This is a genomic window from Methylobacterium mesophilicum SR1.6/6, from assembly GCF_000364445.2.
GTDB lineage: Bacteria > Pseudomonadota > Alphaproteobacteria > Rhizobiales > Beijerinckiaceae > Methylobacterium > Methylobacterium mesophilicum_A.
Genome location: NZ_CP043538.1, coordinates 3239228 through 3254759, shown reverse-complemented (window position 1 = coordinate 3254759; position 15532 = coordinate 3239228). Strand labels below are relative to the sequence as shown.

General features: G+C 69.2%; 10 protein-coding genes and 1 tRNA gene. 4 read left to right on the top strand and 7 right to left on the bottom strand.

Annotated features, from left to right (window positions below; all coding sequences use genetic code 11):
• Window positions 1-290 precede the first annotated feature (290 nt).
• The 4 genes from MMSR116_RS15435 to MMSR116_RS15420 form a co-directional block, all read right to left on the bottom strand.
• Window positions 291-1796 (bottom strand): MFS transporter, encoded by a 1506-nt coding sequence (locus MMSR116_RS15435; RefSeq protein WP_010682216.1) that lies wholly within the window; start codon window positions 1794-1796, stop codon window positions 291-293.
• A 498-nt stretch (window positions 1797-2294) separates the two neighbouring features.
• Window positions 2295-2369 (bottom strand) — tRNA-Gly (locus MMSR116_RS15430).
• A gap of 108 nt (window positions 2370-2477) precedes the next feature.
• Window positions 2478-2942 carry an NUDIX domain-containing protein gene (locus MMSR116_RS15425; RefSeq protein ID WP_039892218.1) on the bottom strand — a complete coding sequence of 155 codons (465 nt, stop codon included), beginning with the start codon at window positions 2940-2942 and terminating at the stop codon, window positions 2478-2480.
• Between the two features lie 6 nt (window positions 2943-2948).
• Entirely contained in the window at window positions 2949-3644 is a 696-nt protein-coding gene (locus MMSR116_RS15420; protein WP_010682219.1) for a fumarylacetoacetate hydrolase family protein, read from the bottom strand.
• A 136-nt stretch (window positions 3645-3780) separates the two neighbouring features.
• Here MMSR116_RS15420 and MMSR116_RS15415 point away from each other — a divergent pair, with 136 nt between their 5' ends.
• From MMSR116_RS15415 to MMSR116_RS15405, 3 genes are all read left to right on the top strand, one after another.
• On the top strand, window positions 3781-5217 hold the full coding sequence (locus tag MMSR116_RS15415) for an FAD-binding oxidoreductase (RefSeq protein WP_432419897.1): 1437 nt from the start codon (window positions 3781-3783) through the stop codon (window positions 5215-5217).
• A gap of 272 nt (window positions 5218-5489) precedes the next feature.
• The gene (locus MMSR116_RS15410) at window positions 5490-5783 is read left to right on the top strand and encodes a DUF2218 domain-containing protein (protein WP_039892515.1); all 294 of its coding nucleotides are present in this window, start codon (window positions 5490-5492) and stop codon (window positions 5781-5783) included.
• Between the two features lie 186 nt (window positions 5784-5969).
• Window positions 5970-7562 (top strand): ABC transporter substrate-binding protein, encoded by a 1593-nt coding sequence (locus tag MMSR116_RS15405; protein WP_039892220.1) that lies wholly within the window; start codon window positions 5970-5972, stop codon window positions 7560-7562.
• 14 nt (window positions 7563-7576) lie between these two features.
• Here the strand turns inward: MMSR116_RS15405 and putA are convergent, their stop codons facing one another.
• Window positions 7577-11251, bottom strand: coding sequence for a trifunctional transcriptional regulator/proline dehydrogenase/L-glutamate gamma-semialdehyde dehydrogenase (putA, locus tag MMSR116_RS15400; protein ID WP_010682223.1), 3675 nt, complete (start codon window positions 11249-11251; stop codon window positions 7577-7579).
• A 148-nt stretch (window positions 11252-11399) separates the two neighbouring features.
• Between putA and MMSR116_RS15395 the strand changes: the two genes are divergently transcribed.
• Window positions 11400-12446 (top strand): saccharopine dehydrogenase family protein, encoded by a 1047-nt coding sequence (locus MMSR116_RS15395; RefSeq protein ID WP_039892221.1) that lies wholly within the window; start codon window positions 11400-11402, stop codon window positions 12444-12446.
• A gap of 157 nt (window positions 12447-12603) precedes the next feature.
• Here the strand turns inward: MMSR116_RS15395 and MMSR116_RS15390 are convergent, their stop codons facing one another.
• Both MMSR116_RS15390 and MMSR116_RS15385 read right to left on the bottom strand, forming a co-directional pair.
• A complete protein-coding gene (locus tag MMSR116_RS15390) occupies window positions 12604-14127 on the bottom strand; it encodes a UxaA family hydrolase (RefSeq protein ID WP_010682225.1) in 1524 nt (507 codons plus the stop codon).
• A gap of 35 nt (window positions 14128-14162) precedes the next feature.
• Window positions 14163-15476 (bottom strand): MFS transporter, encoded by a 1314-nt coding sequence (locus MMSR116_RS15385; RefSeq protein WP_010682226.1) that lies wholly within the window; start codon window positions 15474-15476, stop codon window positions 14163-14165.
• Window positions 15477-15532: the final 56 nt, after the last annotated feature.

Here is a 15532-nt window from a genome sequence, read left to right as displayed (position 1 = left end):
CCGATCGGCCGGTCGGCGGCAGAGGGCGCGATGCAATCGGCTCGGCTTGGCCGCACGCGGCCTTGGCAGTCGCGGCGCTCAAGTCGGAGAAGCGACGCTCGTTGTGATACGGGGACGGCGCGTTGCGCCGCACGCTGAGCGGCGAAGATTGCCGTGGTCATGATGCCGGCGACACCGGTACGCGGCGTCCGCTGAAAGCGATGCGTTCGGGCGCCGGAGCGCGCCCGGAAACACCCTCCGACCGGCATGCCTCTGCCAGGCGAGCCGACGAAGGCGGATCGGCGAAGGGATCAGGTAGGCTGCGTCCAAGACCACCCTCGATCTTCCAATGATGCGGCAAGCATCGTCGCCACCGCGAGCGCGGTCAGTAGGATCATCACGTCGCTCGCCGCGCCCAACAAGGCGTGCTCGCTCGCCCCAATTGTACGTCCGTGAACGCCAGACGCTAATTCCAAGCGCCATGCGAGCAACGTGGAAGCAGTTGCCACCCCTGTTGCCGTGCCGAATGCCCGCATGAGGTTCAACAGGCCGCCCGCCTGTCCGGCATGCTCGGCCGGTGCCGCCGCTAGAGTGGCGCTGTTGTTCGGGGCGATGAACAAGCCGAGTCCCACCCCATACATGGCCAGCAACATCATCATGGCCGGCTCGCTGCTGGGATTGCCGGTGAGCGTTCGGCTCAGACCGACAGTCGCAGCCGCGCACAATCCCATGCTGACCTTTGTCGTAAGACGCGGCCAGTGCTCTGAGAGGCTGCCGCTAAACGGCGCCACCACGCCGAGCGCAACGGGTATGATGGCGAGCCGCAGTCCCGCCGAAAGCGGCGCGTCGTGGTAGCCGCGCACCAGCGCGAACGACATGGTGAAGAACATCCCGTACAGCATCGCGTAGGACAGCAAGGTGGCGACCGTCTTGCCGGTGAAGGCCCGCGACCGAAACAAGCGCAAGTCGATCAGCGGTGCAGGGGCACGCTTCTCCCACCAGACAAACCCTGTCAGCAAAACGGCTGCTGACGTCGCGCAGATGAGCATCGCGGGCGAGTATGGCCACCAGGCATTCAGCTCGGTGAGCGTCATCATCAACGCGCTCAGGGCTGGGATCAGCAAAAGCGCGCCCCACCAGTCGAACGTAACTGCCTCGCTGAGCCGCGCGCTCACCGGCACGAGCACCCAGCCCAGCACCGCTCCGAGAGCAGCGAACGGCACGGTCACCCAGAAGATCCAGTGCCAGCCGAGGTTGCTCAGCAGCAGGCCACCGAGTGCTGGTCCCGTACTCACACCGATGGCCTGGGCGCTGGCGAACAGTCCCATCGCACGTCCACGCTGAGATTGATCTGTGGCTGCCACGAGGATGACGATGCTGTTCGCCCCGAGTAGAGCTCCGCTCATGCCTTGCAGCACGCGAAAGGCGATGAGCCACGGCAGACTCGGGGCTAATCCGCATAGAGCCGAGAACAGCCCGAACAGCGCGAAGCCGAGAAGGTACATCAGCTTGCGCCCGGCAATTTCGGCCAGCCGAGCGTAGACGGGCAGCACCGCGGCGAATGCGAGGCTGTAGCCCACCGCGACCCAGCTCACCTGATCGAGCGACGCATCGAAGGCTTGCTCCAGAGCTGGCAATCCCAGCTGGACGATGCTGGCATCGATCTGCCCAGCTGCGGCGCCTAGACAGGTGACGCAGACGACAAGGCAAGTATAGACGCCGAGCCGAGAGAAGGACTTGCTCGGAACCGGCTCCTGCAAGATAAACCTGGCTCGCTGACGCTGCACTTCCGGTGCGACAGGAACCTGCCTTTCCATGTCGAACTCCCGGCTCAGCCTTCGGGAGTAGAGCCCAGCAGACAGGCCAGATTCAAGCCGAAATCACCGGACCGGCCGGTCGTCGATTAACGGGGATGAGCTTGTTGTGGGCTCGCAAAGCCTATAATGCCGCTGCTGCATCAATATCAGCGTCATTCTTGAGCTAACACCGCGACCGTCTTTGGTAGTACATAAATTACAAGCAATCGTCGGTGATCGGACGTATAAAGGGGGCTCTCGTAATTTCGGCTTCCAAGATGCTCTGGAGGCCTGCTCGGTAGCTGTGATGGGCGCAACGCTGCCGGGCTGGCTTCGGGCCCGTCGCGCAGTGCCCCCGGACCCGGCAAAGTGGACCGCGCTCAGCGCAATGTTCTCGGTGATCCTGCACCAACGTTCGGATCAGACCGCCCGGTGGGGTAGGACGATCCCGCAACCGGTCAGGAACGACAAAGGCCGCGAAGGTGCGGCCTCGTAAATCAATAGATGGGTTGGGAAAACTGGAGCGGGCGAAGGGATTCGAACCCTCGACCCCAACCTTGGCAAGGTTGTGCTCTACCCCTGAGCTACACCCGCTCACTAGTGCCGCGCCGCCCGAACTTTCGTGCCGGCGGCCCCCGGCGGCGCTCTCTAAACACCATTCCGCCGGACGACGCAAGCGTCTCTTTTGCCCCGGGCGCCGATTCACCAATTCGGGGCGGGCGGACGTCCCAGGCGGAGTTCGTCGAGGCGGGTCCGCGTCCCGCGTGTCGTGTCGTCAGGCAGCGCATCGATCGGAAAGAATGCGCAGGCGGCGATCTCGCGGTCCGGGACCTTCGGCTGCGGGATGGTGAAGGCCTCAAGGATGAACAGCGCGACGTGGTCCCGCGGAGCCGCGACCACATTGCGGTAGAGGCCGTGGAGGCGGAGCCGCTCCCCGGCGACGATCCCCGTCTCCTCGCGGAACTCCCGGACCATCGCGTCGTGCGCCGTCTCGCCCCGCTCCACGCCGCCGCCCGGCAGGTGCCACCCGCTGACATAGGTGTGACGTACCAGCGCTACGCAGCCCTGCGCGTCCAGGGCGATGCCGCGCACGCCGAGCGTCATGCCTCGGGACGCGAGAGCCCCGAGGTGAAACAGGTGCCGGAACAGCGGCCGATCAAGGATCATGTCGGATCAGGCGACGTCGAGCGTGATCGCGCCGAGCCCGTCAATGGCCGCCACCATTCGCTGTCCGCGCTCGACGGGACCGACGCCGGAGGGCGTGCCGGTGAAGATCAGGTCGCCCGGCTGGAGGATGAAGTACTCCGACAGGTAGGCGATCTGCTCGGCCACCGACCAGATCATATCGCCCAGATCACCCTTCTGGCGCGTCTCGCCGTCCACCGACAGGGTGATCGAACCGCGCCTCGGGTGCCCAATCTCGGAAGCCGGGTGCAAAGCGCCGATCGGGCCCGAGCCGTCCGCTGCCTTCCCGAGGTCCCAGGGCCGCGCCATCTTCTTGGCCTCGTCCTGGAGATCGCGGCGGGTCATGTCGAGGCCGACCGCGTAGCCGTAGACGTGGTCCAGGGCGCTCGCCACCGGGATGTCGCTGCGGCCGCCGGCGAGCGCAGCCACCATCTCGACCTCGAAATGGTAGCTCCGCGTCTTCGGCGGGTACGCATGGGGCGTCGGCTCGGCACCGACGATCTGGAGCGCGTCGGCGGGCTTCATGAAGAAGAACGGCGGCTCGCGGTCCGGGTCCGCACCCATCTCGCGGGCATGGGCGGCGTAGTTGCGGCCGACGCAGTAGACGCGCCGGACGGGAAAGAGGTCGCTGCTGCCGACGATCGGAAGCGCGACGCGGGGCGGGTTCTGAATGACGGAGAGCATCTCTGCCTCTGCGGTGGATCGTTCGACGGCCGGACGACGCTCCGCCCGGCAACTACCGGACCGTTGTAAGCTCCGCGCCGGCCCGCGCCATCCCGGCGCTTGCCACGACGGCGCTGTGGCCTACAAAATTTTACCGATGACTCCGATGGCCGCCTCCCTCGACACTTTGCTCGCCGCGCTCCGGGATGGCCTGGGCGATCGGCACGTGGTGACCGATCCGGAGGACATGGCGCCCTATCTGGTCGAGAGCCGGAAGCTGTTCACCGGCTCGGCTCTCGCCGTCCTGCGCCCTGGCAGCACCGAGGAGGTCGCCTTCGCGGTCCGCGCCTGCACGCAGGCGGGCGTCGCGGTGGTTCCCCTCGGCGGTAATACCGGGCTCACTGGCGCCGGGGTGCCGCACGGTGGTGTCGTCCTCTCCCTGGAGCGGCTGGCGCGGCTGCGCGCGGTCGATCCCGTGGACGCCACCATCACCGTGGAGGCCGGGATGATCCTGCAGGAGGTGCAGGCGGCGGCCGACGCGGCCGGCATGCTGTTCCCGCTTTCCTACGCGTCGCGCGGCTCAGCCCGGATCGGAGGCGGCATCAGCACGAACGCCGGCGGTATCGCGGTCCTGGCCTACGGCAACGCGCGGGACCTCGTCCTCGGTCTCGAAGTGGTCCTGGCCGACGGACGGGTCTGGAACGGGCTTAAGGCCCTGCGCAAGGACAACGCCGGCTACGACCTGAAGCAGCTTTTCATCGGGTCCGAGGGCACGTTGGGCATCGTGACCGCGGCCGTGCTCAAGCTGTTCCCGAAGCCCAGGACCACCGGCGTCGCCTTCGTCGGCCTGGACTCGGCCCGGGCGGCCCTCGATCTGTTCGTGTTCCTCCGGTCCCGGCTGGACCGGGACCTCACGGCCTTCGAGTACCTGCCGCCCTTCGCCCTGGAGATCGTCCTGCGGCATGTTCCGGGTACGGTCCGTCCGCTGGCGGATCCGCACGGCGCCTACGCGCTGATCGAGGCGGCCTCGGCGCGGCCGGATGCCGATGCGCGTGCCGGGTTGGAGGCCGCCCTTTCAGACGCCATGGCGGATGGCCTGATCGCCGACGCGGCAATCGGCGCGAGCGGCGCGCAGGACGACGCCCTCTGGCGCCTGCGCGAAGGCGTTCCCGAGGCCCAGACGCGGGAAGGCGCTTCGATCAAGCACGACGTTTCGGTGCCGCTCTCGCGCCTGCCCGACTTCCTGGAGCAGGCCGAAGACGCCTGCATCGCCGTGATGCCGGGTCTCAGACCCTGCGGCTTCGGGCATTTCGGCGACGGCAACATCCACTTCAACCTGACGCAGCCCGCGGAGATGCCGCCTGCGGACTTCCTGGCGGAATGGGGTCGGTTCAACCGAATCGTCCACGACATCGTCCACGGCCTCGGCGGCTCGATCGCGGCGGAGCACGGGGTCGGCCTGATCAAGCGCGACGAGCTCGAACGCTACGGCGATCCGGTGGGTCTCGACCTGATGCGCCGGCTGAAGGGCGCGATCGACCCCCTTAACCTTCTCAATCCCGGCAAGGTCATCGCGCTCAGGCCGGACAGCTGACAGCGTCACGCGGCGCGATTTTGTGCGCCGCGCCATAATTCGGGACGCAGATGGGTGCAGGAGAGCCACGCGTCGTCGCGATCCGTCGCGGGCGCCTGAGGTGTTAAGCGGCCGCTAACGCTTCGGACCGACCTTCGCAGAGAGACGACGGCGACGTGTCCGTCACCGCTGGGCATGGCAATTGCTCTGAGGCTTTCCTATCTCGCATGTGCGAGATCGAGACACGACCCGTCCCCGACAGACAGTTCTTGATCCTTCTGGAGACCGACGGAATGCCTACCTCACAGGCCCGCGTGCAGACCACCGAAGCGAGCCGCTACCTGCAGCAGCTCTGCCGGCACTGGAGCCACAAGTTCAAGGTCGAGGCGACCTCCATGCACGGCACCGTGCCCTTCGGCGAGGACCGTATCTGCACCTTCGACGCCGAGCCCGACGCGCTGCTGATGCGGATCGACAGCGCCGACCCGGTCAACCTCACCCGGCTGGAGAACGTGGTCTCCGACCACCTCGCCCGCTTCGCCTTCCGCGAGAGTCTCGGCGACATTCGCTGGTCTCGCGCCGCGTGAGCAACCGCCTCCGGACTTGCCGCTAGACCTATAGGAAGACGCGCCGCGCGGGGCGCGTAGGCCCATTCGGCGCGACGCCGGACGGGCCTGCACGTTTTCGGAGCAAGCCATCTCTGGCGTACCATTTGCGAGCGATACGCGCCCCCCGCCGGGGCGACGACCTGCAGATGCGACCGGGATGGATCGATGAAGCGACGCACCCTGCTGCAAGGCGCGGGAGCGCTGATGGCCGGAGCCCTCGCGCGGCCAGCCCTGGTCCGGGCGGCCTCGGCGACGACGCTGCGCTTCGTGCCCTACGCCGATCTGGCCCTGCTCGATCCGATCATCACGACCAACTACGTCACGCGCACCCACGCGCTGATGGTGTTCGACACCCTCTACAGTCTCGACGCCGCCTACCGACCGCAGCCGCAGATGGTGGCCGGTCACACGGTTTCGGCGGACGGCCTGACGTGGCGCCTGAACCTCCGCGACGGCCTGCGCTTCCACGACGGCACACCGGTGCTCGCCCGCGACGTGGTGGCGAGCCTCAGGCGCTGGTCACAGCGGGATGCCTACGGGGGCGCGTTGTTCGCGACAGTGGACGCGCTGACGGCCCCATCCGATGCGGTGGTGGAGTTTCGGCTCAAGCGGCCATTCCCCCTCCTGCCGGACGCACTGGCCAAGCCGACCTCCTACGTCCCGGTGATCATGCCCGAGCGGCTGAGCACGGTGCCGGCCACGCAGGCGGTGCCAGAAGTGGTCGGCAGCGGACCCTACCGCTACGTCGCCGACGAGCGGGTGCCGGGTTCACTCAACGTCTACCGCCGGTTCGAGGCCTATCGGCCCCGCCAGGACGGTACGCCGAGCTTCACGGCCGGTCCGCGAATTGCACATTTCGACCGGGTGGAGTGGCGCACGATCCCCGATGGCGGCACTGCCGCCGCAGCCCTCCGCTCCGGTGAGATCGACTGGTGGGAGCAGCCCCTTGTCGACCTCGTCCCTGATCTGATGCGCCAGAGCGCCGTGCGCGTCGAGCTGGTCGAAACCGCGGGACTGATCGGACAGATCCGGCTCAACCACACGCTGCCGCCCTTCGACAACCCGGCGATCAGCCGCGCCCTGCTCTCGGCCGTCGATCAGGGCGAGATGATGGATGCTGTCGCGGGCAGCGACCCGGCCATTCGGCGCGGCCCGGCAGGCGTGTTCACGCCGGGCGGCCCGATGGCCTCGGACGCCGGACTTCACGTGTTCGCCGGCCCGCGCGACTTCGCGGCGTCCAAGCGTGCCCTGGCGGAGGCGGGCTACAAGGGTGAGCGTGTCGTGCTGCTCTCGGGCACCGACGTGCCGCGGATCAACGCGATCTGCGAGGTCATGGCCGACGTCTGCCGCAAGCTCGGGATGAACGTCGATGTCGTGGCCACCGACTGGGGGACGGTCAATCAGCGGATCCTCAGCCCGAAGCCGCTGGACCAGGGCGGCTGGTCGATGTTCGGGATCTTCTCCGGCGGACTCGACCACCTGTCGCCGGCCTACCATCTGGTGATCCGCGGCAATGGTCGCGCCGGGGTCCCGAGCTGGCTGACCGACGCGCCCCTCGAGGACCTGCGCGCGGCTTGGTTCGCGGAGCCCGACCTCGCGGCCCAGAAGGTCGTGGCCGCGCAGATCCAGGAGCGCGCCCTCGGCGTCGGCGCCTACATCCCGTGCGGCCAGTACTTCCAGCCAACCGCGTATCGGTGCGACCTCGACGGCATGCTCACGGGCCTGCCCCTGTTCTGGAACCTGCGCCGCGCCGCCTGACGAATGGCGGCCGCCTAGCCGATGCTCATGAGGCTGGCATTCCCCCCGGCCGCGGCGGTGTTGATCGCGGTCGAGACCTCCTCAATGAGGCCGGCCGCACCGTAGAGGTCGCCTGCGTTCAGCGCCTCCGACGTGCGCGCCTGGACAGGCACGATCGCCCCGGGGCGCGCCGCGACGGCCTGGTTCAGGCGAAGCAGGCCGGCCGCATCACCTTCGAACAGGACCGCGTGGAGCGCCGGTGCGGCCTCGAGATCTGCGGCCAAAGTAATCCGTGCGGCGCACGCGGGCGGAAGCCCAGGGAGGCTGAATCGCTCGTTCTCCGGGGTGACGACGATCGCGCTGTTCCCGCTGCCTAGAATCGTCCCGAGTTGCACGAGGAGTCCCGTCTCGGTCAGGGCGATTGCGGCGACGCGGCCTCGGGGACGGACCGTGTGAAGGTTGCGCTCGCCGACGGGCCCTTCCAGGATCGTTTCCGCGAAGGTGGGGAAGTGGACGGCCGCGAGACGGTCGGCGATCCGGCCGTGGCCGTTCGAGCGCAGCCAGTCCAGGAACGGGCGGATCGCCGCACCACCGGCTGCCCACTCGCTAACGGCGGCGCTCGACGGCCGCCGGGAGAGCCGGCCGAGATAGAGGGGGCCGCCGGCCTTCGGCCCGGTGCCGGACAGGCCTGAACCGCCGAAAGGCTGCACCCCCACCACCGCGCCGATCACGGTCCGGTTCACGTAACGGTTGCCAGCGCGCACCTGTCCGAGAACATGCGCGATCGTCTCGTCGATGCGGCTGTGCAGCCCGAAGGTAAGGCCGTAGCCGGTGGCATCGATGTCCCCGAGCAGCCGGTCGAAGTCGGTCCGGGCGTAGCGCAGGACGTGCAGGACCGGTCCGAACACCTCGTGCCCGACGTCGGCGACGCGCTCGATCTCGATCAGCGTCGGCGGCACGAAACTCCCGTCTCCCGTGCCCGGCGGAAGGGGGACCTGGTGCACGGCGAAGCCGCGGGCGCGCATCATCGCCACGTGGCCGGCAATGGCCTCGGCGGCCGCGACGGTGATGACTGGGCCGATATCCGTGGAGAGGCGGCGGGGATCCCCGATCGCCATCTCGCGAAGCGCCCCCAGCAGCATCGCGAGCGTCCGGTCGGCGATGTCCTCCTGCAGGCACAGGATGCGCAGGGCCGAACAGCGCTGACCCGCGGAATCGAAGGCCGAGGCGATGACATCCGCCACGACCTGCTCGGCCAGGGCCGAAGAATCGACGATCATGGCGTTCTGGCCGCCGGTCTCGGCGATGAGCGCGACGGGCTCGCCGTGACGATCGAGGCGGTCGGAGAGCACGCGCTGGATGCCTTTCGAGACCGCCGTCGAGCCCGTGAACATCACGGCCTGCACCCGCCCGTCGCCGACCAGAGCGCCCCCGACCGCGGCGTCACCGGGCACGAACTGGAGCGCTTCCTCAGGGACGCCTGCGGCATGCAGCAAGCGGACGGCCTCGGCGGCGATCAGGGGGGTCTCCTCGGCGGGCTTGGCGAGGACCGCGTTGCCCGCCGCGAGCGCCGCAGCCACCTGGCCGACGAAGATCGCCAGCGGGAAATTCCAGGGCGCGATGCAGGCGACCGGACCGAGCGGTGCGTGGTCGCCATCGCGCGTCCGCTCGGCCTCGACGGCATAGTAGCGCAGGAAGTCGATGGCCTCACGGATCTCCGCCACGGCGTTGGCGTAGGACTTCCCGGCTTCGCGCACGATCAGGCCGATCAAGACCGGCATTCTCGCCTCGAGGGTGTCGGCCGCGCGACGCAGCGTGGTGGACCGATCGCTGCAGGGGGTCGCAGCCCAGGCTGCAGAGGCGGCAGCGGCGCGTGCGATCGCTCGCTCGATCTCGGCCGGCGTGGCCGGCCGCCACGCGCCCACCCGGTCCCGTCGATCCGCCGGATTGATGACGGCCGCGTCGGCCGAAGCGGGATCGCTGCCAGACGGTACGGCGCGCCACTCGATTTGCCCGCTCACAGCAAGTCCTTCGGCGAGACAGCTGAGCGCCGCCTCGTCGGTGAGGTCGAGGCCGGCCGCGTTGGCACGGGTCGAACCGTAGAGAGCCCGCGGCAACGCGATGCGCGGGTGCGGCGCGCCCGGATGTGCCGCAGCCTCTACCGCGGCGACCGGATCGGCGATGAGCGTCTCCACCGGCACGGTGGCGTCGGCGACCCGGTTGACGAAGGAGGTATTGGCCCCGTTCTCCAGCAGGCGCCGGACCAGATAGGCCAGCAAGGTCTCGTGCGTGCCCACGGGCGCGTAGATCCGGCAGGGCCTCTGCAGGATCTCCCCGGACACCACCGCCTCGTAGAGGGGCTCGCCCATGCCGTGCAGGCACTGGAACTCGTACTGGCCGAGCCGGAATGCCGGGCCCGCCATCTCCACGATTGTGGCGAGTGTCTGCGCGTTGTGGGTCGCGAATTGCGGGAAGACGGCGTCCGGCGCGTTCAGGAGGCGGCGCGCGCAGGCGAGGTACGAGACGTCCGTGTGAACTTTCCGGGTGAAGACCGGGAAATCCGCGAGCCCGTCGACCTGAGCCCGTTTGATCTCGCTGTCCCAGTAGGCGCCCTTCACGAGACGCACCATCAGCCGGTGCCGGCTGCGCCGGGCGAGGTCGATCAGCACGTCGATCACGAAGGGACAGCGCTTGCCGTAGGCCTGCACGACGAAGCCGAGGCCGTCCCAGCCGGCGAGGTCCGGATGGGTCGCGAGGGCTTCCAGGACGTCCAGCGACAGATCGAGGCGGTCGGCCTCTTCCGCGTCGATGTTGAAGCCGATGCCACGCTCCTTCGCCAGGCGCGCGAGCCCAAGCGCCCGCGGCGTCAGCTCCGCCAGGACGCGTGCGCGCTGCATCCGCGAGTAGCGGGGATGCAGCGCCGACAGCTTGACCGAAATTCCGGGTCCGAGAAGCGCGCCGCGACCGGCCGCGGCATCCCCGATCGCCCGGATGGCCTCTTCGTAGGCGCGGAAGTAGGTTTCGGCGTCGTGCGCGGTCAACGCGGCCTCGCCGAGCATGTCGTACGAGTAGGTGAAACCCTTCGCCTCCTGCCGCGCGGCGTTGCGGAGAGCCTCCTCGATGGTCCGGCCGGCGACGAATTGCTCACCCATCATCCGCATGGCGAGATCGACGCCGCCACGGATCACCGGCTCGCCGCCGCGGGCGATCAGCCGCGTGAGCGCCGCGGACAGGCCGGCCTCGTCCCGGGTCGCTGTGAGACGGCCGGTGACGAGCAATCCCCAAGTCGCAGCGTTCACGAAGGGCGACCGGCTGTGCCCGAGATGGGCGCGCCAGTCGCCGCCCGCGATCTTGTCGCGGATCAGCGCGTCGCGCGTCGCGGTGTCGGGGATGCGCAGCAGCGCCTCAGCGAGGCACATCAGCGCCACGCCCTCCTGGCTCGACAGGGCATACTCGTGGATCAGACCCTCGACGCCCCCGCGGGGCATCCGGCGCCGCAGCGATTCGACGAGTTGTCGGGCTTGATCGGCCACGCGCCGGGCGGCATCGGACGGCAGGCGCGCTTGGTCGAGGAGCGGTCCGACGCAGTCGGGCTCCGGCCGCCGACAGGCCTCGACCACGGCCGCGCGCAGGGGCGACAGGGACGGCAGCGCGGCGGCAAAGGCCCTGAACGGACCGGCGGCACGCTCTGAGTCACGGGCGTCACGCATGAGCCATCCCCGAAGCGGGCCGAAGCTTCGCACCTCAGGCCTGCCGCAGGCTACGCCCTCCGGCGTCGCAGTTTAACAGGCGGCGTCTGCCCGTTTGCCCCGCGCCGCGCGCTTTGATACCGGCCGTCGCGGTGGCAGAAGCCCGGACATGACCGCGATCATGATCTACGGCGCCACAGGCTACACCGGCCGGCTCCTGGCCGAGCACGCCGTCGGACAGGGACTGCGACCGATCCTGGCCGGTCGCGACCCCGAGAAGCTCCGTCCCCTCGCCGCGCGGCTCGGGCTCGCGTGGCGCGCCTCCCGCCTCGACGATCCGGACGGCCTGCGCGCCGCCCTGGCGGACGTCGCGGTGGTGATCCACGCGGCCGGCCCCTTCTCGAAGACGGCACGCCCCATGGCCGAGGCCTGCCTCGCCGTGGGCGCTCATTACAGCGACATCACCGGCGAGATCAGCGTCCTGGAGGCTCTGGCCGCACGGGACGCGGACGCGAAGGCCGCCGGCATCGTCCTCCTGCCCGCGGCGGGCTTCGACGTGGTGCCGAGCGACTGCCTCGCCGCGCATGTGGCGGCGCGACTGCCCGGCGCGAACCGCCTGCGGATCTCGATCGGTGGGTTTGGCGGGTTCAGCCGCGGGACCGCCCGGACCATGGCCGAGGGGATCGCCTGGGGCACGCGGGTGCGGCGCGGTGGCCGGATCGTCGAGTTGCCGAGCCCGCCCCGCGGAAGCGCCGATTTCGGCCGCGGATCCCGGCGCACGGTCGGGCTCGGCTTGGGCGACGTGTCGAGCGCGTGGTACTCGACCGGCGTTCCCGATATTGATGTCTACTTCGAGGCTTTCCCCGCCATGGCGGCGGCGGCGGGGCTGCCGGCCGGCCTCCGCCGGATCATCGCCGCGGAGACGGCGCAGCGGCTGATCAATCGCGGGATCGACCGGCTGCCGGAGGGACCGTCCGCCGCCGCGCGGGCCTCGGCCCGCAGCACGTTCCTGGCCGAGGCCTGGGATGCGACGGGACGGCGCGTTGCCAGCCGGATGGAGACGCCCGAGGGCTACACCTTGACGGTCCGGACCGCCTTGGAGGTTGCCCGACGCCTCGCGGCCGGCGCCGTGGCCGCGGGATTCCACACGCCGGTCACCGCCTTCGGCGCGGATTTCATCCTGGGCTTCCCGGATGTGGTGCGGACGGATCTCTGATCGCGCATTTGTCCCCGCTCGCGCCGTCATCACGAGCGGAGCGAAGTGACCCAGGGCGGCGCGCGATCGAAGGGCGTGGCGCGACACTGGGTTGCTTCGCTTCGCTCGCAAAGCCGGTTTGGACATTCGCACGCGTGCTTGGCGGCAGCCTTCCGGCTCACACCGTCGCGCCGATCTGCCAGGGCGCGAACTCCGACGATCCGAAATCGAACTGCTCGCTCTTCGTCCGCTCGCCGCCCGCCACCCGCAGGATCAGATCGAAGATCCGCTGACCCGCCTGCTCGACGGTCTCGGCACCCTCGAGGATCGTGCCGCAATTGACGTCCATGTCCTCTTCCAGCCGCTTGTACATGGCCGAGTTGGTGGCGATCTTGATCGACGGCGAGGGTTTGCAGCCGAAGACGCTGCCGCGGCCGGTGGTGAAGCAGACGAGGTTCGCGCCGCCCGCCACCTGCCCGGTGGCCGAGACCGGGTCGTAGCCGGGCGTGTCCATGAAGACGAAGCCCTTGGCCGTCACCGGATCGGCGTAGCGCACGACGTCGACGAGGTTGGTGCTGCCGGCTTTCGCCATGGCGCCCAGCGATTTCTCGAGGATCGTCGTCAGGCCTCCGGCCTTGTTGCCCGGCGACGGGTTGGCGTCGATCTCCGAGCCTTCCTTGCGGGTGTACTCCTCCCACCAGTGCATCAGGTCGACGAGCTTCTGGCCCACCTCCGGGCTCACGGCGCGGCGGGTGAACAGGTGCTCGGCCCCGTAGGTCTCGGTGGTCTCCGACAGGATCACCGTGCCGCCGTTCCGGACCACGAGGTCGCTGGCGACGCCGAGCGCCGGATTGGCCGAGACGCCGGAATACCCGTCCGAGCCGCCGCACTGCAGGGCGACGATCAGCTCGCTCGCCGGCACCGGCTCCCGATGGACGACATTGGCCTCGGCCAGGATGCCCTTCACGAACGCAATGCCGGCCTCCACGGTTCTCCGGGTGCCGCCGAGGCTCTGGATGTTCATGCTGCGGATCCGGTCGCCGAGCCCCTGCTCCTCCAGGAACGCGCCGATCTGGTTCACCTCGCAGCCGAGTCCGATCATCACGATATGCGAGAAGTTGACGTGCCGGGCGTAGCCCGCGAGCGTCCGGCGCAGGAGCCGCAGGGGCTCGCCCATGGCCATGCCGCAGCCGGTCTTGTGCGTCAGTGCCACGACGCCGTCGACGTTCGGATATTCGGCGAGGGGATCGAGGCCGAGGATCGGGTGGCGGCGGAACGCGTCGGCGATCAGGTCCGCGACGTGCGCGCTGCAATTCACCGAGGTGAGGATGCCAACGTAGTTGCGGGTCGCCACGCGCCCGTCCGGCCGGCGGATGCCCTGAAAGGTCGCGGGCGGCGCGACGAGCCGCGTCGGCCGCGCGTCGACACCGAAGGCGTAGTCGCGTGCGAAGTCGCCCATGCCGAGATTGTGCACGTGCACGTGCTGCCCGGCGGCGATGTCGGCCTTCGCGAAACCGATGATCTGGCCATACTTGGTCACCGGCTCGCCGACGCGATGGGATCGGACCGCGACCTTGTGGCCGGCCGGAATGCGCTCCGCCACCGTCACGCCGTCCGTGACCGCCGTGCCGGACTCGATCGCGCCACGCGCCACGACGACGCCGTCGTCCGGACGCAGGGTGATGACGGGATAGCTGGACATCGGTCTCTCCTCACGATCCTCTCGCGCGGTACCGCTCACCGGGCGGCGCGCGGCTGAAGGGCCGGCGCAGATGCATCACGCACCGGCAGCGGCGCGATCTCGCCGACCACGAACAGGTAGATGAAGGCGCCCAGGAGGCAGAACCCGCCGGCCACGATCAGGGGGATCGCAAACGAGCCCTGCGTGATCGTGAGCATGACCCCGGTGAAGGTGGTCGTCACGATCCCCGCGACGTTGGAGGCGAAGTTCTGGATGCCGCCGATCGACGCCACGTGGGCGGGAGTGGGCGCCACGTCCCCGGGCAGCGCCCAGATGGAGGCGGCCGTGAAGGCGAGGCTGCCGTAGGCCACCGCGAAGCACAGCAGCGCCACGTAGATGTTCGGGGCGATCAGCGACAGGGTGATCACCGACGACATCAGCATGCCGCCGACCAGGCAGGTCTTCCGGGCGGCCGTGAGGCTCCAGCCGCGGCGGTAAAGGGCGTCCGACGCGAAGCCGCCGAGCCAGCCCGCCGGGATCGAAGCGAGCGCCGGGAGGCTGCCGAGGGTGCCGAGTTCGGCCAGCGAGAAGCCGCGGGCCTTGACGAGGTAGGTCGGGAACCACGTGATGAAGAAGTAGATCACGAAGTTCAGGCAGAAGAAGCCCGCCATCATCCCCCACACCGTGCGGTAGCGGAACAGTGAGAGCCAGGGTACCGCCCCCTGGGGCGCGTCCCGCGTCTCGGTCACCTGGGGCCGCTCCTGGCCGGCCCGGAGGCGGGCGAGTTCCTCGCGCGACACCCCGGGATGGTCCTCCGGCTCCCGGTACAGCCACATCCAGAACACCGCCCAGGCGAAGCCGAGCAGGCCGGTCACCACGAAGGATTCGCGCCAGCCGAGGGTTGCGATCACCCAGGTCACCAGGGGGATCGCCAGCGCCGAGCCGACCCGGGAGCCGCTGTCGAAGATGCTGCTGGCGAAGCTCCGCTCGCTGCGCGGGAACCACGAGGCCGCCACCTTGGCGAAGGAGGGATAGGCTCCCGCCTCCCCGACACCGAGGAGCATGCGCAGGCCGAGCAGCGACAGGAAGCCTCGTCCCACGGCCGTGAGCGCCGTGCAGGCCGACCACCAGACGACGGCGACCATCAGAGACAGTCGCGGGCCGACGCGATCGGCGACGTACCCGAAGGGCAACTGCATGATCGCGTAGGTCCAGAAGAAGCCCGACAGGATCAGGCCCATGTCGGTGGCGTCGAGGCCCAGCTCCTTCGACATCGACGGCGCGGCGACCGCAAGGTTGGCGCGGTCGATGTAGTTGATGGCGTTCGCCGCCATGCAGAGGCCGATCATCAGCCAGCGCAGTCTGGGCATGCTGTCACTCTCCGGAATTCCGGACGCGGCGTCCCGGTCTTCCCCGGGTCGCCGCG